15 protein-coding genes are annotated in these 21,634 nt (G+C 66.8%); 5 read left to right on the top strand and 10 right to left on the bottom strand.

Translation table 11 applies throughout. From position 1 onward, the window contains the following. Nucleotides 1-28: 28 nt before the first annotated feature. The 3 genes from P0M04_RS24050 to P0M04_RS24040 are packed head-to-tail and all read right to left on the bottom strand — an operon-like array spanning nt 29 to nt 2,386. Nucleotides 29-793 (bottom strand): hypothetical protein, encoded by a 765-nt coding sequence (locus P0M04_RS24050; RefSeq protein WP_259449262.1) that lies wholly within the window; start codon nt 791-793, stop codon nt 29-31. After that, nucleotides 780-1,616: a DUF2491 family protein gene (locus tag P0M04_RS24045; RefSeq protein ID WP_281042087.1), complete on the bottom strand. Its 837-nt coding sequence runs from the start codon at nt 1,614-1,616 to the stop codon at nt 780-782. The genes P0M04_RS24050 and P0M04_RS24045 overlap by 14 nt, the downstream gene beginning before the upstream one ends. A 5-nt stretch (nt 1,617-1,621) precedes the next feature. After that, nucleotides 1,622-2,386, bottom strand: a complete 765-nt coding sequence (locus P0M04_RS24040) for a hypothetical protein (protein ID WP_259449264.1) — start codon at nt 2,384-2,386, stop codon at nt 1,622-1,624. 76 nt (nt 2,387-2,462) lie between these two features. On the opposite strand from P0M04_RS24040, the gene P0M04_RS24035 reads away from it, so the two are divergent. Next, entirely contained in the window at nt 2,463-2,954 is a 492-nt protein-coding gene (locus P0M04_RS24035; RefSeq protein ID WP_056125469.1) for a phage regulatory CII family protein, read from the top strand. On the opposite strand, the gene P0M04_RS24030 is transcribed toward P0M04_RS24035, so the two are convergent. From P0M04_RS24030 to P0M04_RS24005, 6 genes are all read right to left on the bottom strand, one after another. After that, complete coding sequence (locus P0M04_RS24030) at nt 2,955-3,392, bottom strand: hypothetical protein (RefSeq protein ID WP_259449265.1); 438 nt, start codon at nt 3,390-3,392, stop codon at nt 2,955-2,957. A 96-nt stretch (nt 3,393-3,488) separates the two neighbouring features. After that, on the bottom strand, nt 3,489-4,511 hold the full coding sequence (locus P0M04_RS24025) for a glycoside hydrolase family 43 protein (RefSeq protein ID WP_259449266.1): 1,023 nt from the start codon (nt 4,509-4,511) through the stop codon (nt 3,489-3,491). 98 nt (nt 4,512-4,609) lie between these two features. After that, the gene (locus P0M04_RS24020) at nt 4,610-7,891 is read right to left on the bottom strand and encodes a DUF8487 domain-containing protein (protein ID WP_259449267.1); all 3,282 of its coding nucleotides are present in this window, start codon (nt 7,889-7,891) and stop codon (nt 4,610-4,612) included. A 3-nt stretch (nt 7,892-7,894) separates the two neighbouring features. Next, a complete protein-coding gene (locus P0M04_RS24015) occupies nt 7,895-11,599 on the bottom strand; it encodes a TonB-dependent receptor (RefSeq protein WP_259449268.1) in 3,705 nt (1,234 codons plus the stop codon). Between the two features lie 290 nt (nt 11,600-11,889). Then, complete coding sequence (locus tag P0M04_RS24010) at nt 11,890-12,600, bottom strand: GntR family transcriptional regulator (RefSeq protein ID WP_259449269.1); 711 nt, start codon at nt 12,598-12,600, stop codon at nt 11,890-11,892. 3 nt (nt 12,601-12,603) lie between these two features. Continuing rightward, nucleotides 12,604-15,528 (bottom strand): DUF4982 domain-containing protein, encoded by a 2,925-nt coding sequence (locus P0M04_RS24005; protein ID WP_259449270.1) that lies wholly within the window; start codon nt 15,526-15,528, stop codon nt 12,604-12,606. A gap of 172 nt (nt 15,529-15,700) precedes the next feature. On the opposite strand from P0M04_RS24005, the gene P0M04_RS24000 reads away from it, so the two are divergent. From P0M04_RS24000 to P0M04_RS23985, 4 genes are all read left to right on the top strand, one after another. Next, the gene (locus tag P0M04_RS24000) at nt 15,701-17,353 is read left to right on the top strand and encodes a right-handed parallel beta-helix repeat-containing protein (protein WP_259449271.1); all 1,653 of its coding nucleotides are present in this window, start codon (nt 15,701-15,703) and stop codon (nt 17,351-17,353) included. Next, nucleotides 17,350-17,910 carry an NF038129 family PEP-CTERM protein gene (locus P0M04_RS23995; protein ID WP_259449272.1) on the top strand — a complete coding sequence of 187 codons (561 nt, stop codon included), beginning with the start codon at nt 17,350-17,352 and terminating at the stop codon, nt 17,908-17,910. The genes P0M04_RS24000 and P0M04_RS23995 overlap by 4 nt, the downstream gene beginning before the upstream one ends. Before the next feature lie 100 nt (nt 17,911-18,010). Continuing rightward, nucleotides 18,011-18,820 (top strand): NAD-dependent epimerase/dehydratase family protein, encoded by an 810-nt coding sequence (locus tag P0M04_RS23990; RefSeq protein ID WP_259449273.1) that lies wholly within the window; start codon nt 18,011-18,013, stop codon nt 18,818-18,820. 147 nt (nt 18,821-18,967) lie between these two features. Beyond that, a complete protein-coding gene (locus P0M04_RS23985; RefSeq protein ID WP_259449274.1) occupies nt 18,968-19,717 on the top strand; it encodes a FadR/GntR family transcriptional regulator in 750 nt (249 codons plus the stop codon). Here P0M04_RS23985 and P0M04_RS23980 read toward each other — a convergent pair whose 3' ends face one another. After that, nucleotides 19,718-21,472, bottom strand: coding sequence for a methyl-accepting chemotaxis protein (locus tag P0M04_RS23980; RefSeq protein ID WP_259449275.1), 1,755 nt, complete (start codon nt 21,470-21,472; stop codon nt 19,718-19,720). It lies immediately after the preceding gene. Nucleotides 21,473-21,634: the final 162 nt, after the last annotated feature.

The following is a 21,634-nucleotide window of genomic DNA, read 5'->3' as shown; positions in this document are numbered from 1 at the left end:
CGGGTCACGCTGACCGGGCATCGCATCGTCAAGCCGCCGTCTTGCCCGACAGGCGCTTGAGGCGTTCCAGCGCGCTCTCGCCGGCCGTTTCCGGCTGGCTGACGGACTTGCGGATCGCATCCAGTTCCGCCTGCTGGTCCAGCGGCTTCTGGCCGATGTCGGCGACGATGCGCATGCCGGATGCCTCGTTCGTCACGGCCTGGGCGCGCCGGGTCAGCGCGGACAGCGCCGTCGAGTTGCCGCGCATGCTCGTGAGGCCGTTCAGCTGTTCCTGGCGTTCGATGCGCATTTGCTGCAGCTCCTTCTGCGCGTTGGCGGCGGCCAGCGCCTGCATCGCCTTCTTGGCCTGGGCGTCGAATTCGGCGAGCTGCTTCGACAGCGCATCGACGATCTTCTGCAGCTCGTCCATGTACGCCTTCGCATCCGCCTCTTCCTGGATTTCCTGCGGCAGGCGTGCCTTGTTCGATTCCAGCTCGTCGCAGAACATCGTCACGGTCGCTTCCGAGATCGTGCCGGCGGCCAGGCGCTCGGCCAGCTTCTCGGCGGCGCGTTCGTCGTTGGCGATCAGGTTCTGCAGGTTCACCACGTCGCCATGCTCCTTGTCGAACGACGCGCGCGACGTCGCCAGCAATTGCGCCGTCTCGCGCAGGGTGGCGACCAGGCGGTCGCGGTCGGCCTCGGTCGCGGTTTCGGGGTCGAAGTTCGCGATGACCTCGGCGATGCGGTTGCCCAGTGCGCCGAAATGCTTCGTGACCAGTCGTGCGGTCAGGCCCCATCCACTAGCGTTGCTCATTGTTGTTCCTTTCTGCGGTGAAGAAAACGGTGTTACAGTTATTGAATGACGATGCGTTCCTGCTCCATCGGGATGCCGATGACGAAGTCGACGTGAATCCCCGCTTGTTCGCATCGCCATCGACGCTTTCCACGATCTCCGTCGTGATCAATAAATATTCGCGGCTGCCGTCCGCCAGCTGGCGCACGTACGGCATGAAATACATTTCCTGGCGCAGGCCGCGCTGCCCTTCCGCATCGTCGATGCGGGTCTCGCGGCCCTTGAACGGGCTGACGAATTGCGCGCCTGGCGAACCCGCATCGCGGGTGTAGTCGACGCGGTCCGACTCGCCGAACACGGTCGCCAGTTCCGCCGCGCCCAGCATGTCGGCCAGTTGCTCGCGCCACAGCGTGTAGCCCGCATCGCCCAGGCCGTAGCCGGCCATGCCCGTGTAGGCATCCTGGTCGTCTGCCGTCTCCGGGATGATGCGCGCCAGCTGGGTGCAGTACAGGACTTCGGCGACCTTGCCGTCGTCGCCGCAGAACACCTGCAGGAATTTTTCGTCGGCCGCGTCGTCGCCCTTGTCGAGGTACAGGCGGTACAGCTCCGTGTCAGGCTGCAGGCGGATCTGCGACACCGCGAGGATGCGGGTATCGCCTGCCGCCGGCATCGCGATCAGCGAGCCGTTCGTCTGCGCGCGGATGATCGGCGACATCTGGATCTGCACGACGCTGCCGATGCGCGCGCCCAGCGGCACGTCGTCGTCGGCGCGGGCCTCGCCCTTCGTCACGCCCTTGTTCGCGGCCACCGCACGCACGTAGCTGAAGACATCCTTCCAGGCCATTCTCGTCAATTCCTTTCGAACGAATAATTCGGTTTCTTGGCGTCGCGGCTGCGGCGCAGGCGGCGCCACGCGAAGTACAGCCCCCAGCCGATCAGCGCCAGCACGCACAAGGTCAGGAACACGCCGAGGAACGACGTGCCGCCGCCGGAAGGCGCGGGCGCGGCTCCACCGGCATACCCGCCCGGATAGCCGTTGTTGTTCGCATGCGCGCCACGCGACGCGTTTGCGATCACGGCGCCCGCGATCACGTGACCGAGGCCGCTGTCCTGCCTCACGATCACCGGCGGCTGCTGTTGCTGCGTCGGCGGCGGCGCATATGTCGGCGCGCTTCGTCCCTGCTCGTAACCGGGCACCGGGCGGGTGTCCCTCGCCGCGTCGGCCTGCGCCTGCCGGCGCGCATCCAGCGTGCGCAGCGCGTTCGCTTCCGACGTGTTCCTGTCCAGCTTTTGCGACAGCGCCGAATCGGACTTCTGCGGCGTCGTCGACCCGCGGCCGAACGAACCGAAGCCGCCCGACGACCGGCTCGGCTGGGCCGGTGCCGGTGCCGCATCGGAGGACGACGACGAGCGCCGGCTGAACGACCCGAAGCTGGTCCCGCTCGACTTCGCCGACGAGTACGACGGCTTCGACGGCGACGACGAGCGCTGCGACGAAAAGCCGCTCTTGAAGGAGCTCGACGAGGACGGCTTCGCGTCGACGGCGCCCACATGCGCCAGCGAGAGCAGCAGGGCCAGCACGAACGCGACGTTATAAGACTTCAACATGGTCATGGAAGCGATCGAAAGTTAGAATTAGCATAACGACCGCGATGGTCGCACGCACCGGTAAAATTAGCAAAGGAATACCATGACCCGCCGTTACCTCGACATGAACCAGCACGATGCCCTGTACACGGTGGCGCGCAAGTACCCGGGCGGCATCGACGCGCTCGCGCGCGAGCTCGACATGTCCGCCAATGTATTGCGCAACAAGCTGTCGCCCACGATCGCATCGCACTATCCGTCGTTCGAAGAGGTGTCGCAGATCGTCGAATGCTGCCACAAGGCCGGCGTGCAGGAAGCGCACCTGCCGCTGCACGCGCTGCTGGTGCGCCACGGGATGGCGGCGTTCGTCGTGCCGCAGCCGGAACAGGCGCGCCAGGACGATTTGTCGCAGACCGTCTGCCGCGTGATGAGCGACGTGGGCGCCGTAGCCGAAGCGGTGTCGACCGCCCTGCTCGACGGCACCGTCACTCCGGTCGAGGCCGACCTGATCGAACGTAAATTCCATGCCGCGCTGTCCGCCCTGGGCGCCTGGCGCGCACGTCTGCGCCAGGAGACCGAGGCGGGCATCCGCTGATCAGGAACGCAGGCGGCGTTCGGGCGCCGCCGCCGCTTCTTCCTCGCGGGCTGCACTGCGCAGCGAGCGCAGGAACAGTCCGAGGCCGCCGAAGGCCAGCGTGAGGATACAGATGAGTTCGAACGCCGACATCGTGCGCAACGACATGTTCACGGACGCGATGACGCCGAAGACGAGCGCGGCGAATGCGCAGATGGACAGCAGCCAGCCCAGCACGTTGCGGGCGTTGTAGAAGATCATGGCGATGCCGATCACGAGGGGAATCAGCACGATCCCGCCCGTGATGCCGTAGCCGCCCACGCCGAACAGGCGCGTGCCGAGGCCGAAGCTGGAACTCACCACCACGCTGTTGAGCAGCAGGTAGAAGCCCCCGCACATCAGGACCAGCCCCAGGAAGAACTGGCCCGTTCCCCCGTTCGTACCGCCCGCACCGTTCATTGTGTCCTCCGTCTTGTTTTTTGTTGCGACGGCGACAACAATACCAGACTTTCCGGTCACATTGCCAGTGTGCCCGGCGGTAAAGCAACGGTCGGATTACCGGGGAGCATCCGCCACCGGCTCGCCGAAATCCGGCATCCCGTCCGCGCGCCAGCGGATGACCTGCGCGCGCGTATGACGGTTCGGGTCGTGCAGCGAATCGCCCTGGATCTCGCGGTAGTTGCGCGCGTGGTAGACCAGCACGTCGGTCTTGCCGTCCGGCGTCGTCGTGAACGCGTTGTGGCCAGGGCCCCACTGGCCGTTCTTCTCGCTGCTCCTGAAGACGGGCTCCGGCAGCTTGGTCCACGACTTCGCGTCGAGCAGGTCCGCGTCGGCCGGCGCACTGACCATGCCGAGGCAGTAATTCGCATCCGTCGCGCTCGCCGAGAACGTGACGAACACGCGGCCGTGGCTCACCAGCACGGCCGGGCCCTCGTCGACGGCGAATTTGACTTTCTCCCACGCGTACTCGGGCTTCGTCAGCAGCACGGCCGGGCCCTTGATCGACAGGGGCGTATCCATCTTCGCGAGATAGATGTTGGTACCCTTGCTGCCGTCGGGTGCCGTCTGCGTCCACAAGAGGTAGCGCTGGCCGCGGTGTTCGAACGTGGTGGCGTCCAGCGAGAACGATTCCCAGCCCGTCTTGACCTGGCCGCGCTCGACCCACTCGCCCGCGAACGGATCGGCGGACGCGTTTTCCAGCGCGTACAGGCGGATCTCCCACGGGTGCTCGGCGCTGCCGGCCGTGAAGTAGATATACCACTTGCCGTCGATGCGGTGCATCTCCGGCGCCCAGATGTGCGCGCCCATCACGCCGGTCGCGTGCTTGCGCCACACGGTTTTCGCGGGCGCGGCGCCCAGGTCGTCGAGCGAACGCGCGCGGCGGATTTCGATGCGGTCGTATTCCGGCACGGTCGCGGTATAGTAGTACCAGCCGTCCGGCTGCAGGCTCACCTGCGGGTCCGCGCGCTGCTGCACGAGCGGATTGTGGAATACGGGTTCGGCGGCATGGGCCGGCGCGAACGCGGTGGCGAGGCACAGGGCCAGCGCCGGCAAGGCGCGTACGGTCAAGCGATACATCGGAGCTCCAAAAAGAACGCAGTCTGGCGGCGATGATCGGATCATAGTCGCGTGGCGTCCACCCGGCCAATGAATTTTTTCGCGCGACCGATATGTTTTCAGCGTGCCCGCTTGCGTGGCTTGTCGTCCATCCCCGCCTCGTCGACGTCCGCCGACGTCGACCGCGACCGCTTGTATTCCAGTTCGCCCGCTTCGTCCGGCAGCGGCGGGCCGGCGTACAGCACCGCGACGTCGGCCAGCGCGCTCGCCCTGTCCGCACCGAACCCGGACAGGGCCGTCAGCCGCAGCCAGCGCGCGGTGACGGTCTGCCCGAAGCGCACGGTCTGCGGATCGAAGGTTGACGCCAACGCCGCCTGGGCCACGTCGCGCCACGTCGTGCCGTCGTCGCTGGCTTCGATACGCCATTCGCGTACGTCGCCCTCGTGGTCGCGGTGGTTCTGGCGCGGCATCAGCACGAGACCGTCGAACGGGACGGCCTGCGCGAACGCGATCGTCAAGGCCGGCTGCGGACGCGGTACGTCGCCCTTCACCGCGACAACGCTATACGTATTCGGGTCGCCGTCGATGACATGCGCCGCATCGGGCCACCCGCTTGCGGTCGCGCCGAGCTTTTTCATCACGCGGGTGTCGAACAGGCTGGCGCGCAGCGTGGCGGGATCGATGGCCGTCGCCGGCGCGAAGCGCGGACCGGCCATGTAGTCCAGTAGCGAGCGGCGCAACTGGCGCGCGGCCGGACGCTCGTCCAGGCGGCTCTCGAGGTCGAACGTCGCCACCATCAGCCGGCCGCTGCCCACCTTCGCCTCGAACACGGTGCCGAGCCGGTAGTTGCGGTTCCAGTCGTCGATGGGCTGGACGATGGGCCGCAGCCCGGCCGGGAGGCGTTCCAGGTTGAACGCGCGGGCGCCCGCCACGAGGTCGCTCCACTGCCAGTCCACGTGATCGAAGGTCGGGAACCCCGCGAGCGCGGGATGCGCGCGGTCGACCCACAGGCCCAGCATGCGCGACCACGCGGGATTCATCAAGCGGTTCCAGAACACGGGGACATCCGCGAGCGGCGGCGACGTCCAGTCCAGGTCCGCCTTGCGCGGCAGGTACAGCACCTTGCCGCCCTGCGCCAGCCGCGCCTCGGCGTCCGGCCACGCATGCGTCACGAGCACGCCGGCGGGGACGGCCGCATCCACCTTGTCGGGATACAGCCAGAAATTCCAGTCGTTGGCGACGGCGGTGCCGTCCAGTCCCACGACGAGCCGGTAGTGCGCGGGCGCCGGCAGCCGCGCAAGATCGGCCGCGACGCGGCCCAGCGGGATGTTCTTGCCGATCGGGATATCGAGCACAGCGAACCGCCCTTCCAGGACCGCACGCCCGGCATCGTCCTCGATGCGCCACCACGGCCGCGCGCCTTGCAGCGGCTGCGCGCCGTAGTGCGCAATCTCCACTGGCACATCGAACGTGTCGCGCGACGCGAGGACCGGGCGCGTCAGCCGGGCCAGCGGCACCGTCTCGCCGTTGAAGCGGCGGAAGGCCTCCGGCGTCGCATACCCCTTCGGTTCCCAGAACGTGTCGAGGATGCCGACGAGCGCCGTGCCCTGGCCCAGGTAGTCGTGCAGGTCCAGCAGCTGGTAGCCGCTCATGCCGCGCGTGCGCAGCGCCGCCTCGATCTCTTCCTTGTAGCACGCGAGCTGCCACGCGCCCGACGCCAGCGCGAACTCGCGGTTGCGGTCCAGTACACCGTGGCGGCGGGCGGACTCGCGGAAGATCTCGTAATTCCCCGGCTGCAGGTAGCCCGTGAACTTGTCGATGATGGAAAAATCCGGATACGCGACCCACTGGCCCGTCTCGTGCCCGAGCACCGGCACGCGGATGCCGTCCAGCGACGCCGCGTAGTCGCGCCCGAACCAGCCCGTCTTGTTGCGCAGCGGTTTCGGGCCGATGCGCTGCACCGCGAGGTAATCGACGTCCTTGTCGAGCTCAGGCACGACGGGCTCCGTGTGGCCCGTCCCGTTCGTGTACAGGCGGCGCGGATCCTCGGCGCGGAAGCGCGCAGTCCATGTCGCGAACACCTCTTTCCAGCGCCCCGACGGCTCGTTGCTGGGGCTCAGGAGCAGGAACGACGGATGATTGCCATAGGCGCGGATCAGGCGCTCCGTTTCGTCGTACAACGCCGTCTCGATGGGCGAACCGGGCTCGAACCGGTTCCACATGCCCGGTTCCGGCTGCAGATAGATACCCACTTCGTCCGCGGCCTGGAATGCCGCTTCCGGTGGCGTGAACGAGTGGAAGCGGACATGGTTGATGCCCCACGCCTTGTTGATCGCGAAGATCTTCTTCCAGTAGGCGACGTCGGTCGGCGGATAGCCCGTGAGCGGGAAGTCGCCGCCGTGGTGCGTCCCGCGCAGGAAGACGGGGCGGCCGTTGACGAGGATGTCCGTGCCGCGCGCCGCCACCTGCACGAAACCGAACGACACGTCGCGCGCGTCATCGGCGCCCGGTCCTGCGAGGCGCAGCTTCAGCGACTGCAGCACCGGGTGGAACTCGTCCCACGTCGGCGCGTCCTTCGGGTACTGCACGCGGAACTCGGCATTGCCGCCCTCCGTCGTCCAGCGCACGGGGATGCGCTGGCCGTTGGCCGTGACCGTCCCCGCCCCGGCCTTGCCGCCGCCATTGCCGACCTTGAGTTTCACGAGCACGCTGCGGCTCGCAACGTCCGGAAAGACCTGGGCATCCGCGATGTAGACGGGCGACGTCGCGCGCAGCTCGGCCTTGCCGACGATGCCGTTCCAGCTCATGCCCAGCGAATCCGAGATGCTGTGCGCGTCCGGCCGGTACGCCATCAATACGCGCGAATCCACGCGCACCGTCACGCGGTGTTTGCCCGGCGCCAGCGGGCCGAGGTCATAGTCGTGCGGCGCCACGAGGGAGACGTTGGCACCCAGCGGACGGTCGTCGATCCACGCGCTGGAACCCCAGCGAGGCCGCTCCAGGTGCAGCACGACGCGCTTGCCGCGCCAGGCCGCCGGCACCTCGACATCGCGCTGGTACCACGCCGCGCCCAGGTAGTGGCGCGGCGGCTGGCTCAGGAACGGCACCTTCACCTGGCCTGGTGTCGTAAATGCCGCATAGTCCGCGCGCAGGTTCCAGTTCTTGTCGTACAGCGACAGCACCCATGGCGTCTGCGCCGTGACGGCGTCGCCGTAGCCCTGCGCATTCAGGATGCCGGGGATGCGGATGCGGTCCGCCAGCGTGCGGCCTTCCCAGTGGCCGGCCACGCCGGCGTCTTCGCGGTCGAGCGCGAAGCGCCAGTCGCCGGCAAGATCGATCGTGTCCGCCGTGCCGGCCGATACGGCCCAGGCCAGCGCGGCGATACCCAGCAGGTTCCTCATGCGTCAACCGCCGAAGCGGAAGTCCGCGCCCACCATGATGCGGCGGCCGGCGTAGCTGTAGTCCAGGATGCTCGGCGTGCCGTTCGAGAACGGTACGTACGAACCCTGGCTGTTGCTGGTCGCCGCGTTGTTCAGGTTGCGGCCTTCGATGAACACGTCGAACTCCGGCGTGATGCGGTACTGGATCTTGGCGTCGACGTAGCGCGTCGCGTCCTTGAAGTTCGGCGAACCCGGGTTGTAGGCCGGCGGACGGGTGTTGCCGCTCGCGTTCGGGTAGTTGTTCAGGTAGTTGGCGCTCGAGCCCGCGATGTTGTTGAAGTAGCTGCCCACACCCTGCACCGCGACACGCGCGGACAGGCGGCCGTCGTCGTACCAGATCGCCCAGTTGTACTGGAACTTCGATTCGCGCAGCGGCGGCAGCGGCGTGCCGGTCAGCAGGTCCACGATGTTCTGGGTCGACGTGACCGAGGCCAGCTTCGTGTAGTTGCCGTCGAAGCCGAGGTAGCGCAGGCGCCACGGCAGGAACGTGAAGGCCGTCTTGGTATTGAACTCCCAGCCCTTGCGGGTGGTCGGGACGCCGTTGTCGTAGGTCGGGAACGAGAACGGCAGTTCCGCCAGCGATCTGCCCGTCGTCGGATCGACCAGGGCCAGGCCCAGCGTGCCGTTCTCGGTCTGCACAATCGACGGGCCCACGATGCCGCGCTGGTTGAAGTAGGACAGCGAGAACATCGTGTCCTTGCTCGGGTAGTATTCCGCGCTCCAGTTCTGGTTCAGGTTCTTCTGCGCCTGCAGGGCCGGGTTGCCGACGGTCTTGGTGCAGGTCTGGGTGCCCTGCGCATCGACGCGTTCGTCGTAGCGGCACAGGCCCGACGGCAGCAGATTGGTCACCGGCGGACGGGCGACGGTGCGGGCGCGGTTGTAGCGCACCACGAACTTGTCCGGCACGAGCCACATCGCGAGGTTATAGATCGGCAGGAAGTCGTGCGTGGTGGCGTCCACCGCGGTGTTGGTCGACACCGTGACGTCGTTGACGCCGCCGGCCGCGTTCGGGCTGGCCGGATCGAACGAGGCCGTGCGCGTGATCGACTGGAACTGCATGTTGCCGATGCCATGGATCTTGGTGCGGATGTAGCGGTAGCCCAGGTTGCCTTCGACGGCCCAGTCGAACGGCAGCGCGCGGCTGGTGAACGGGATGCGGTCGATGTTGAAATCGCCCATGACGTACAGGGCCTCGGAACGCTCGCTCATCCGCGTCACGGGCGCTTCGTACGTCTTGCCGTCGGTGCCCGTGCAGCTGGTGACGCAGTTCAAGTTCGCATTCGTGATGCCGGCCAGCTGGAACACCTTCTGCACGTCGATGTTCGGCCAGTTGGTCACGGCACCACCGAACTGGCCGTTGGCGCCGTTGAAGAGCTGGGTACTGGTGATGTTCCCGCTGAGCGACTTGGCGATGATGTCCTGGAACTGCTGCGGCGTCACGGTCACGGTGCCCGAACTCTGGCTGTCCCAGCGATTGCTCTTCACATAGCCGTATTGGCACTTGTTGCCGCCGGCGCCCAGCGAACCGGCGGTGTCCTGGCAGCCCACGAGAGTGCTGCGGACCAGGCCCGGGATCGCATAGACGATCGGGTCCGTGCTCACCTGGTAGCCGTTGCCGCCGCGGGTGTCGTAGCGCGTGTCGCGGAAGTTGAAACCGGTCTTGAAGCGGGTGAAGAACGGGATGGATTCCGGCACCTGGAACGTGAAGTCCGCCTTCGCGGTGCGTTCCTCCGTCGCCGTGATCCCCGGCGTGTAGGTCAGCTGCGGCTGCGAATACGTGAGCAGCGGCTGCTGGTTCGCCGTGTAGGCCGGCACGTTGTTGATGTAGGTGGTCCCGCTGGTGACGGCGGCCGCGGCGGCCGGCTGCACGAGGCGCGCGTAGTTCGCGGGTTTGTACAGGTCGAAGGTCGACCCCTGCGGGAAGTTGTAGGTCCACAAGCCGGTTGGCGTCACCGACAGCTGCGCCGCGCCGTAGTACGAGGCGAACGACGTGCGGAAGATCTCGGTCGTGTAGTTGGACTTGGCGTCGCCAACCATCCACTCCGCCTTGATGCCGTCGTGGTTCCATTCGCCGCCGGTCTGGAAGTACTTGGTGATCGTATCGGACTTCTGGAAGATCTGGTCGACGCCTGCAGCGCCGTCGCTGATGCTGAATCCGGTCACGTGATGGCTTGCGTCCACCGTGACGGTCGACGGGTCGACGTTCGTCACTGCGCCCTGTACGGCCGGTCCGCCGCTCAGGTAGCTCACCGTACCCGGATACAGGTAGTAGCCGGCGCCGCTCGTCCCCGGGGCGACCGAGCGCACCCCGTTCGCGTCCACGAACGTCTTGGCCGTATTGACGTTCATGCCGCCCAGGTTGAGGAACGACGTCTTGTTGTCGGTATGGCGCTTGGAATAGCTGCCCTTGACGTACACCGTCAGGTCGCGGTTGACCTTGAAGTCGGCGCGCAGGTCGAGGTCCTGGCGGCGGTCGATCTCGGTCTGGATCTTGTTGCGGACCAGCGAAGGCGTGTAGTCGTTCCACTGGTTCAGGCAGCTGATCAATTCGTTCTGACGCTCGTTCACCGCATTCGTGCGGTTGGATGCGCTCAGGTTTTTCAGCGACGCGTCCGTGGTGGCCAGTTGCGGGAACGCGCCGTAGCAATCCGCCTTGGTCTGCGCGGCGGCCGACTTGGTCAGGATCTCGTACGGCGAATACGTGTTGTAGTTGCCGGTGCCGTTCGTGTACGGATAAATGCCGGTGGAGCCGGCCGCCGGACCGGCCGGCGTCGTCGACGCCGGATCGGCCATGTTCAGCGTGGACGGGTTGTATGTGAAGGTCTTCTGCGGCGAGTTGTCGAAGTCGATCAGGCGCGCGTAGCCCGCGGCCGCGCTGGTCGCGACCTGCATCTGGTGTTGCTCGTTGGCGGTCGTCGACTTCGACGCGTTCAGGATCACGCCGAGCCGGTCATCGAAAAATTTACGCGACAGGATGACGTTGGTGTCGGGCTCCCACTTCTTGTTCAGATTGTTGGTGGTGCCGGCCACGCGCACTGACGCGAACGGCTCCTTGAAATCGAGGCCCGTGCGCGTCTTGATGATGATGCCGCCGCCGAGCGAGCCCTCGACCATGTCGGCCGTCGAGCCCTTGACCACGTCCACGCTCTTGATCAGGTCGGCGGACAGCTGGCGGAATTCGCTGCCGCGACCACTGGCGGCGTTGTTGGCCGATTGCACGGCCATGCCGTCGATCTCCACGCGCGTCAGGTCTGGGCCGTTGCCGCGGATGGCGACGGTGACGCCCTCGCCGAAATCGCCGCGGTCGAGCGCCACGCCGGCCATGCGCGAGATCGCCTCGCCGATGTTCCGGTCCGGCAGCGAGCCGACGTCTTCCGCGACGATGGAATCCAGCGCGGTGGCCGCGTTCTTCTTGCGGGCGATCGACGATTGCTGCGATTTGCGCGTCGAGACGACGACGGTCGCGATGCCGCTCGCGACCTCTTGATTGCCCTGGGGTGCGGCGGTGGCGCTGCCTGCGCCGCCGGCGGGCGCCTGCGCATTGGTCGCGTCCTGCGGGGGCGGATTGTCCTGCGCGAACGCGGCCTGGCCCGCCATCAGCGATGCGACTGCCAGCGAGACGGCGTAGGCGAGGCGCGTGGGGCGGATGACCTGTCGGATGTCGTGCATTTTTCTGTCTCCTTGGTGGACCGCTGTGCGGTCTGTTTTTGTCTGGATCGGCGTGAAAACAGTGTAGGGTCGTGCGCACCCGTCGTGATATATCAGCCAGAAATACTCATCGGCGTGAGCGAAGTGCGTGCGCAAACACCACACCAATCGCTCAATGCCACGATTGCGATTCCTTTTTGCCGCCGATTCGCGCGTTTGACGCATCGGTGGTTATCGCAACGCGCGTGGCGCGTCCTTACACGGTCGAATCGCTCAATCGGGTGAGCGATTCGTTCGCACACGCTCGACCATCAGGCCGGCTCGTAGTCCGCCGGCAGCATCATGTCCGGAAAGCGGGCACGCAGCACGTCCAGCGCGTGCAGGGTGCCGGACAGGTGCTGGCGCACCGCGCGCTGCGCGCCGGCCGCGTCGCCCTGCCCGATGCAGCGCGCGATCTGGCCATGCTGCTGCAGGATCGACAGCGCCTTGCCGTTCAACGGCAGGTGCAGGCGGCGCAGCCGGTCGAGGTTCCCGCTGCAGCGGCGCATCATGGCCCACAGGTCCGGCAGCTCGGACTCTTCGTACATGCGCATGTGGAACTCCATGTCGATGCGCGTGAAATTCTCCAGGTCGCCCGCTTCGAGGCAGCCGCGCTGGCGTGCGACCAGGTCCTGCAGCGCCTTGCCCAGGTCCGGCCGCGGCTGGCGCGCCAGCACCCACGCGATCTCCAGTTCCACGGACAGCCGGAAGAAATGCGCCTGGCGCGCTGCCGCGAGATCGATGGGACGCACGCGCGTCTGGTGCTGCGGATAGATGTCGACGAGGCGCTCTTCCTCCAGCCGCAGCAACGCTTCGCGGATGGGGCTTTGCGACAGCTGGAAGTAGTCGCACAACGCGGGCCGCGCCAGCACGGCCCCCGGTTTCAGGGCAAGGCTCACGATCTGCGCGCGCAAGTGCTCGAACACCTGCACGGTGGCGTTGCGCGAGCGGTCCAGGCGGAACGGAACGTCGACGGCGCTCATCGCTCAGGGCCTTTCATGGAATTCCGCTTCGACGATGGACAGGGTCGACGTCGACACGCCCTTCGTTCCCGTCGCCGTGTTCGCCTGGTTGGCCACCTCCGTCAGCCTGATCCCGCCGCCTTCCTCCGCCTGCCCGGCCAGGACGATGCGCACGGTGCGGCCTTGTACAGGCTTCAATGGCAGGGTGACGTAGCCCAGGCTCTTCGGCGTGAGGCCGCTCCACGCTTCCTGGTCATCCACGTAGACCTTGAGCGGATAACTGCGTTCGCGCCAGCCCGTCAGTTTCAGCACCACTTCCGACAGGCGCGCGGGCCGCGCCAGCGTGTACGTGATCGCGGGCGCGGCGCCGGCCAGGCTGGTCCACGCCGTCGTCTCGTCGTCGTCGAACGACTTGTTCCCGTCCGGCGCATCGCTGGACGCCACCGGGACGGCCACGCGCGATACGGTGAACGATGGCGTGGCCGGCGTCGGGCCCCGGTCCAGGTGTACGGACAGCGCGGGCGGCAGTGCCGCGAGTCCGCCCTGCACGACGACGGGTTTCGATTCCAGCACCACCTCGGCCGGCGCCAGTCCCTGCGCGCGGGCACGGACGACGATGCGGCCCGGCTGCGGCGTCGTGCGCAGCAGCACGCGGTTCACGCCGCCCTCCACCGGCAGCGACCGCGCGAGGATGAAGTTGTCCGGTCCCTGCGCGATCCCGCCGCGCCATTCGGCCGGTCCCTGCACGTCGAAGTCGACCTTGTCCAGCGCGAGCGGATGACGGCGGCCGGCGGCGTCGACGACTTCCACTTGCACGAGGGCCAGGTCGGCACCGTCGGCACGCAGGCCCTGCGGCGACACGATGAGCGTCAGTTTCAATGCGACCGGTGCGCCGGCGGTGGCCAGCGTTGTTTCGCACAGCTGCCTGCCCTGCGCATCGTAACCGACCGCTTTCAGTTCGCCCGGCGCCCACGCCACCTTGTCGAACGTGAACAGGAAGCGCGCGCTCTGCACGGCCGTCCCGACTTCCTTCCCGTTCAGGAACAGTTTGACGTTGTCCGCACTGGAGACGACGGTGACCGGCTTGACGGTGCCCGGCGGGTAGTTCCAGTGTCCGACGATGTGGGCACGCGGATGCTCCACGTCGACCCAGCCGTCCCACATGACCTGGTGCGCGTAAAACCCGTCCTTCGGGATTCGCATGGCGTCCACTTCACCGCTGCGGCGATAATTCTCGGCGCCCCGGTGGTGCGTGTTCGAGTCCGAGAAGACGATGTTCACGCCGCCGCTGGACACGCGCGTGCCGGTGCCCGGACGCTCGCGCCAATAGTCGTACCAGCGCTGGACGTCCTCGATGGCGAAGCTGTCCTGGTTGCGGTTGTAGACGCTCGCGTCCTGGCCCTTGTGCGGCGGTCCGTCGCCATCCTTGTGGAACGGCGGGCTGAGTTCATCCCAGTACTTGCGCAGCGCCTCGTCGCGCGAATACTCCGTCGCCCACACCGGCATCCCGGCGCTCTTGTTTATGTACAGCATCTCGCCGCCGTATTCCGCGATGTGCTGCAGCTCCCGGCTCAGCATCTCGCGGCTGCCGGACGCGCGGCCGCCGTACGGGTCGAACTCGTCGCGCAGCGCCTTCATCGCGCGCATGTGGTCCGCGCTGACGCCCTTGTTGCCGCTTTCGTAGAACACGATGCTGGGGTTGTTGCGGTTGTAGACGATCGCATCGCGCATCACCTCGAGCCGCTGCTCCCAGCGGCGGTCCTTCACGTCCGCTTCGGAGTCGCCGGCCGGCAGCGCCTCCATCAAACCGAGGCGATCGAGCGACTCCACATCCTGCTTCCAGGGCGTCACGTGCATCCAGCGGATCAGGTTCGCATTGCTGGCCAGCGCGAGACCGTTGCTGTAGTCGGACAGCCACGCGGGCACGGCGCTGCCGACCGCCGGCCATTCGTTCGTCGTGCGCTGCGCATAGCCGTGGACCTGGATCACGCGGTCGTTCAAGGCGATCATCCCGTTGCCGAAGGCCGTTTTGCGAAAGCCCGTGCGGGTCGTGACCGCGTCGAGCGGTTTGCCGTCGACCTTCAGGGTCGTCACGACGTCGTACAGGTAGCCGTAGCCCCAGCTCCAGAAGTTCAGACCCGCGACCGGCGCGCCGGCTTTCAGGGTGACCGTGGCGCCGGGCGCGATCGTCTGCGCGGGCGCACCGAAGCGCGCCACGCGCCTGCCGTCCTTGTCGCGCAGCTCGACGTCGTACGCGACCCTGTGCGCCTTGGTGGAGTCGTTGCGCACCTGCGATTCGGCCGTCACGGTGGCCTTGCGGCGCGGGATGTCGAAGTCGCGCGCATACACGTACACGCCCGTCGTGCCGAGGCTCGCATACAGCGGGAGCGTCTGGTACACGGGTTCCGTTACGTGCAGGCGCACGTTCTTCGGCAGGCCGCCGTAGTTCGCGAAGAAGTTCTTGTCGTTCCACTGGTAACGCTGGCCCGTCGCCTGTTCGCGATAGTCCCAGCGGTTGTCCGTGCGGACGGCCACGACGTTGTCGCCGGCGACGAGCGCCTTGGAGATCTCGACGCCGAACGCATTGATGCCGTTCTCGTGCAGCGCCACCTTGCGGCCGTTGACGAACACCTCGGCCGCCTGGCGCGCGCCTTCGAATTCGAGGAAGACCTTCCGGCCGGGCTTCAGGCCGGGCACCTTGAAATGCTTGCGATACCAGGCGATCCCGGTCGACAGGTCGGCGATGTCCTTACGGAAGGCATCGTCCTCGTTCCATGCGTGCGGGAGGCCGACGGCCTTCCATCCGCTGTCGTCGAAGCCGGGACGCGCCGCGTCGGACGGATCGCCCACCGTCAGCTTCCAGCCGGGATTGAAATCGTAGAGCGCGCGCGCGGCATGTGCGGGGACGGCCGCGGCGAGCGCCAGCAGCAAGGCAAGACGTGGATTCATGGAGGTCCGGGTCGAGGTAAGAGGTCACTGAAATATTAGCAGTCCAGTATTCGACCTTTTCGTGGTCGGGCCAATTACTCAACATGCTGAGCGTTCTCCGCACCCCGATTGACGCTCCATCCGATTGAGCAGGTAATGACGGTCCAACAACAACAGCAAACAAGGAGGCGGCATGAGAAAGCAGCACCTCGCACGCGGCGCGTTCGCGCTGGCGACCCTGTCCGGCGCAGGCTGGGCAGCGGCGGCGACGTATTACGTGGCCCCCACCGGCAGCGACACCGGCGCCGGCACGCAGGCGGCGCCGTGGGCGACGTTCGCGAAGGCGCAGTCGGCGGCCCTGCCCGGCGACACCGTGTACTTCCGTGGCGGCGCATACGTCTTCCACGGTGGCCTGAACCAATGCGCCAGCATGACGGACACGGTCAACGTGGTCACCCTGAACAAGAGCGGCCAGTCGGGCAAGACGATCCGCTACTGGGCGTATCCCGGCGAGAAGCCCGTATTCGACTTCTCGCAGATGACGGACAACTGCCGCGTGAAAGGTTTCAACGTGACGGGCAGCTGGATTCATTTGAAAGGCCTGGAAGTGACGGGCGCGCCGCAGCAGCCCGGCAACCTGCTGAACAACGAATCGTGGGGCGTGTGGAACAGCGGCAGCAACAACACGTTCGAAGCGATCGATACGCACCATCACATGGGCCCCGGCATGTTCATCGCGAAGGGCAGCAACAACCTCGTGCTCAACGTGGATTCGCACCACAACTACGACCCGTACAGCAAAAGCGGCGCGGGCCAGAACGCGGACGGCTTCGGCGTGCACATCGGCGCCAACCAGCCCGGCAACGTGCTGCGCGGCTGCCGCGCCTGGGCCAACACGGACGACGGCTATGACTTCATCAACGCCGGCTCCGTCGTCACCGTGGAGAACTCGTGGGCCTGGCGCCACGGCTATTATCCGGGCACGACGACCTCGATCCCGGCGGGGAACGGCAACGGCTTCAAGGTCGGCGGCTTCGGCGGCGCATACCAGGCGAACGCGCCGCAGCACATCGCGCGCTTCAACGTCGCGTTCAACAACAAGGCGTCCGGCTTCTATGCGAACCACCATCCGGCCGCGAGCTACTTCTACAACAATACGGGCGTGAACAACCGGCCGGACTTCAACATGCTGGGCGTCGATGCCTCCGGCGCGGCCGTCGCACAGGGCATCCTGCGCAACAACCTCGCGTGGCAGGGCACGCTGGTATCGAACGTGGCCGGCGCGGACGTCGCCAACAACAGCTGGAACCTCGCGAACGTCTCCGTCACGAGCGCGGATTTCCAGGGCACGTCGCTCGATGGCTGGGACGCGCCGCGCCTGCCGGACGGCAGCCTGCCGCAGTTGCCGCACTTGAGGCTCGCAGCCGGCAGCGACCTGCTGGACAAGGGCGTGAACGTGGGCCTGCCCTACTCGGGCGCGGCGCCGGACCTGGGCGCGTTCGAAGGCAGCGCACCCGTCACGCTGTTCGCGGACGCGGGACCGAGCATGAAGGTGGTGCAGTCGGGCCTCACGCTGAACCGCACGACGCAGCAGATGAGCGGCACGATCGCGTTCACGAACCAGTCGACCACGACGTATGACGGCGTGCTGATGCTGCGGCTCGACGCGCTGTCCGACGGTGTCGCCCTGGCGAACCGCAGCGGCAGCCAGGGCGGTGCGCCCACGCTTACCTTGAGCTCGACACGCCTCGCGCCGGGCCAGACGGTGACGTTCCCGCTCGTGTTTACGAATCCTTCCCGCGTGGCCATCGGCTACACGCCACGCCTGTTCGCGGGGCAGCCATGAAGCGCCTGTTCGGTATCCTGGCCCTGCTGTTCGCGTGCGCCACGGCCAGCGCCGGTCCGGGTTATCACGTGGTCGTCGACACGCAGGCTTACGCCGGCCAGTCCGGCTACCTGGATTTCCTGATCCTCGGCCAGGCAGCGGCGAGCCCCCTGCACGCGACGCTGTCCGGGTTCTCGGGCATCGTGGACGATGGCGGCGGCGCGGCCATCTTTCTCGGCGACGTAGGCGGATCCATTGCGACCGGCGTCGTGCTGGGCAACGCCGAAGGCTGGAACGAGTTCGGGCAGTGGACGCGCTTCGGCGGGCACCTCGTGTTCGACGTGTCGTTCGACATCGACCCGCAGCCCGGTGCAGGCAGCACGCTCGAACTCGCATTGCTGGATCGCGACCTGAACTACCTGCAAGCGGCCGGCGATGCGATCGCATTCGCCACGCTGCCCGGCCAGGACCCCGTGGTAACGCACACGGACGCCGTGCGCCTGCCCGAAGCGCCGGCCCCGGCCCTGTGCCTGACGGGCCTCGCGCTGCTCGGGCTGGCGCGGCGCCGCCGGGCGTGATTCGGCGCGCCCACTGGCCAACGGGACGGGAACGCTGTTAGCATGGCGGCACGCGGGCTTGCCCCGTGCCGCTTTTCCCTTCCCGTATCAACGACTACAAATGACGAAACCATTCAAACGCATCCTGTTCACCGGCGCCGCCGGTAACCTGGGCCGCCGCCTGCGCGAGCGCCTGCACGAATTCGCCGACATCGTACGGCTGTCCGACGTGGCCGACTTCGGCCCCGCCGCGCCGCACGAGGAAATCGTCCTGTGCGACCTGGGCGACCGCGACGCCGTCATGCGCATGTGCGAAGGCGTCGACGCCATCCTGCACTTCGGCGGCATCTCCACCGAAGAGGAATGGGCGCCGATCATGCAGGCCAACATCCTCGGCATGGTCAACCTGTACGAGGCCGTGCACAAGCTGGGCATCCGCCGCGTCGTCTTCGCCAGCACGAACCACACGATGGGTATGTACAGGACGACGGACCTCGTCGACGCCACGATGCCCCCGCGTGCGGACGGCTATTACGGCGTATCGAAAGTGTTCGGCGAAACGCTGTCGCGCTATTACTGGGACCGATTCGGCGTGGAGACCGTGTGCATCCGCATCGGCTACTGCTGGCCGGAGGCGACCAACTACCGCCAGATGGTCACCTGGCTGTCGCTCGACGACCTGATCCAGCTGCTGCACCGCTCGCTGACGACGCCGCGCGTGGGCCACACGATCACGTTCGGCATCTCGAACAACGAGGGCCGCTGGTGGGACGACCGCCATGCATCGTTCCTGCGCTACAAGCCGAAGGACAGCTCGCAGCAGTTCGCGGACAAGCTCCCGGCAGAAGTCCAGTATCCGCCCGCGGATGACATCACGACGTTCTACCAGGGTGGCGTGTTCCTGCACAATGGACCGAAATACCGGCCATAACACGCCCGATATCGCGCATCGGCACGTCGGATGTCGTCTGACGTCCGATGTCGCCCGGCGTAGTGCCAGGTTTTTTTGCAAACTTGTCCGACAAGTGAGTCCGCAGGGCTATAATCGTGTCCTGGACCCACTGTATACAACGCCCGCATGAACTCGCCGACCGCCCTGCTGCCCGCCCGTAAAAAATACCGCAACCTCGCCCAGGGCGTCGTGGAAGAACTGAGCGCGCGCATCCGCCGCTCCGAATTCAACCCGGGCGACAAGCTGCCGCCGGAAGCGGCCATCATGGAGGAATACGGCGTGAGCCGCACCGTGGTGCGCGAGGCGATCTCGCAGCTGCAGGCGGGGGGCCTCGTGCAGACCCGCCACGGCATCGGCACCTTCGTGCTGGAACCGCCCGCGACCACGCTCGGCATCGGCACGGACAGCGTGGTGACGGTGCGCGACGTGCTCGCGATCCTCGAACTGCGCATCAGCATGGAAACGGAAGCCGCGTGGCTGGCGGCGTCGCGCCGCACCGACGAACAGGTGGCGCAGATGGGCGAAGCGCTGGGAGAGATGCAGCGCGCCCTCGAGAACGGCCGCACCTCGGTCGAAGCCGACGTGCGCTTCCACCAGCTCATCGCGGAAGCGACGGACAACCGCTATTTCGTCGAGCTGCTGGGCCAACTGGGCAGCGCGATCATCCCGCGCGCCCGCCTCAACACGCCCGGCCTGGGCGAAGACAAGCCGGCCGACTACCTCGAGCGCGTGAACCGCGAGCACGAGGACATCTATAAAGCGATCCTGCGGCGCGACCCGGAAGCGGCCCGCGCCGCGATGCGCACGCACCTCTCGAACAGCCGCGAACGGCTGCGGGAAGCGCAACAGCGGCTGCAGGACAAGCCGCGCGCCTGATCAGCGGTACTGCAGCGCCACGACTTGCGCGGTACGGCGCGGCTTGCCGGCCAGCGCCGGCCGGGCGCCATGTGCCGCAGCCGCACCCGGTGCCCGCTCCAGCGTGAAGATGCCGACGGCCTGCAGCAGCGCCTGCGCCTGTTCCTTCAGGCTTTCCGCCGCCGCCGCGGCCTCTTCGACGAGCGCCGCGTTCTGCTGCGTGATGCCGTCCATCTGGTGCACGGCGCTGCTCACTTCCGCGATGCCGTGACCCTGCTCCGCGCTGGCGCGGGCGATGTCGCCGAGGATGCCGGACACCTGGCGGATCGCATCCATGATCTCGTCCATCGTGCTGCCCGCTTCGTCGACGAGATGGCTGCCCGTCTCCACGCTGTGCACCGACGCGTTGATCAGGTCCTTGATCTCCCTCGCCGCGCCGGCGCTGCGCTGGGCCAGCGCGCGCACTTCCGCCGCCACCACCGCGAAGCCGCGGCCCTGTTCCCCGGCCCGCGCCGCTTCCACGGCGGCGTTCAGCGCCAGGATATTGGTCTGGAAGGCGATGCTGTCGATGACGCCGATGATGTCGGCGATGCGCGCCGAGCCGTCCTTGATTCGCGCCATCGTCGACACCACCTGGGCCATCACGTCGCCGCCCTTGCCGGCCACGGTCGACGCGTGCGCCGCCAGTTGATTCGCGTTCTGCGCGTTGGCCGCGTTGCGCTGGACGGTCCCGGTCAGCGTCTCCATCGCGCTGGCGCTTTCCTCCAGCGACCCGGCCTGCGCCTCCGTGCGCGCCGACAGGTCGGCATTGCCCGTCGCGATTTCATCCGTCGCCGTCGCCATGTTTTCCGTGCTCGTGCGGATCTTGGCCAGCATGTCGTGCAGATTGCCGTTGATGGTGGCGATGGCTTTCATCAGGCGGCCCACCTCGTCGTCGAATTCGACGGCGACTTCACCCGACAGGTCGCCGGCGGCGATCCGGTCGGCCGCAACGACAGCCTTGTTCAGGCTGCGCATGATGTAGCGGTAGACCAGGTACAGTGCGGCGGTCGTCGACACGAGCGACAGCACCATCAGCGCGATGGCGGCGGTCATCGCCGTGCCGGTGGCCTGGTGGGCGTCGGCGACAGCGGCGCCGGTGCGCTCGTCCAGCAGGCGCAGGAAGTCGTTCAGCGGCACCATGATGCGCGCCTTGTTCCGGTGGTACGCGGCGTCGTGCATGATCGAACGGGCGAATTCCGGATTCGGTTCATCCTTGCGCGTAAAACCGCCATGGCCGTCATCGAACAGGCCCTTCAAGGCGTTCATCGCGGCGACTTCCGTCTTGACGAGGGCGTCGGACACATCCTGCGCTTCCTTCAGCTTGGCGAATTCCTGCTCGCTGAAGCCGGCCTTGCGCATCAGTTCCTGCAGCGGGACGGCCTGGCTGCCCGCCGGCGGCACGGCGACGCCGCCCGCGGCGAGGTCCCAGTAGATGCGCTCGTAGTGCTCGGGCCGAGGCTTGGTGCCGTTGCGGATGGCGAGGATGTCCTGGTATTGCTGTTCGTAGCGGCTGTCGCCCGTGACGACGTACGTGCGGGCGAGGCGCGTGAGGTCGTCGGAACTCTGGCGCAGTTCGTCGGCCAGCAGGTAAGACCGGTAGCGCGCGTCGCTCGCCTCCGTCGCGCGGCTTTGCGCGACCGACACGCGCTGCAGCGCGACGAGCATGAGGCCGGCCATGAGCAGGGTCAGGGCCAGCAGGGTGATGAATGTTTGTTTGATTGTAAGATACCGCATGGTTGTCTCCTCCTCGACACTTACAATCTATCCAAATCTCACCCGACAAAACAGTCGGAATGCATAATATTCGGAAATATGTTTTTTATGCGCAACATTCATTGAATATGAGAAACGTCGTTCCCGCGGAAGCGGGAACCCATACAAAAGCGATCGGGATGC

Source organism: Telluria mixta (assembly GCF_029223865.1).
In the GTDB taxonomy this organism is placed as follows: Bacteria; Pseudomonadota; Gammaproteobacteria; order Burkholderiales; family Burkholderiaceae_D; genus Telluria; species Telluria mixta.
This window is presented reverse-complemented; position numbering and strand designations above follow the sequence as displayed.

Coding starts and splice junctions, on each gene's coding strand:
- P0M04_RS24000 (WP_259449271.1), top strand. CDS start 15,701: ATGAGAAAGCAGCACCTCGCACGCGGCGCGTTCGCGCTGGCGACCCTG.
- P0M04_RS24010 (WP_259449269.1), bottom strand. CDS start 12,600: ATGAGCGCCGTCGACGTTCCGTTCCGCCTGGACCGCTCGCGCAACGCC.
- P0M04_RS24005 (WP_259449270.1), bottom strand. CDS start 15,528: ATGAATCCACGTCTTGCCTTGCTGCTGGCGCTCGCCGCGGCCGTCCCC.
- P0M04_RS24015 (WP_259449268.1), bottom strand. CDS start 11,599: ATGCACGACATCCGACAGGTCATCCGCCCCACGCGCCTCGCCTACGCC.
- P0M04_RS24030 (WP_259449265.1), bottom strand. CDS start 3,392: ATGAACGGTGCGGGCGGTACGAACGGGGGAACGGGCCAGTTCTTCCTG.
- P0M04_RS24035 (WP_056125469.1), top strand. CDS start 2,463: ATGACCCGCCGTTACCTCGACATGAACCAGCACGATGCCCTGTACACG.
- P0M04_RS23995 (WP_259449272.1), top strand. CDS start 17,350: ATGAAGCGCCTGTTCGGTATCCTGGCCCTGCTGTTCGCGTGCGCCACG.
- P0M04_RS24050 (WP_259449262.1), bottom strand. CDS start 793: ATGAGCAACGCTAGTGGATGGGGCCTGACCGCACGACTGGTCACGAAG.
- P0M04_RS23990 (WP_259449273.1), top strand. CDS start 18,011: ATGACGAAACCATTCAAACGCATCCTGTTCACCGGCGCCGCCGGTAAC.
- P0M04_RS24020 (WP_259449267.1), bottom strand. CDS start 7,891: ATGAGGAACCTGCTGGGTATCGCCGCGCTGGCCTGGGCCGTATCGGCC.
- P0M04_RS23980 (WP_259449275.1), bottom strand. CDS start 21,472: ATGCGGTATCTTACAATCAAACAAACATTCATCACCCTGCTGGCCCTG.
- P0M04_RS24025 (WP_259449266.1), bottom strand. CDS start 4,511: ATGTATCGCTTGACCGTACGCGCCTTGCCGGCGCTGGCCCTGTGCCTC.
- P0M04_RS23985 (WP_259449274.1), top strand. CDS start 18,968: ATGAACTCGCCGACCGCCCTGCTGCCCGCCCGTAAAAAATACCGCAAC.
- P0M04_RS24040 (WP_259449264.1), bottom strand. CDS start 2,386: ATGACCATGTTGAAGTCTTATAACGTCGCGTTCGTGCTGGCCCTGCTG.
- P0M04_RS24045 (WP_281042087.1), bottom strand. CDS start 1,616: ATGGCCTGGAAGGATGTCTTCAGCTACGTGCGTGCGGTGGCCGCGAAC.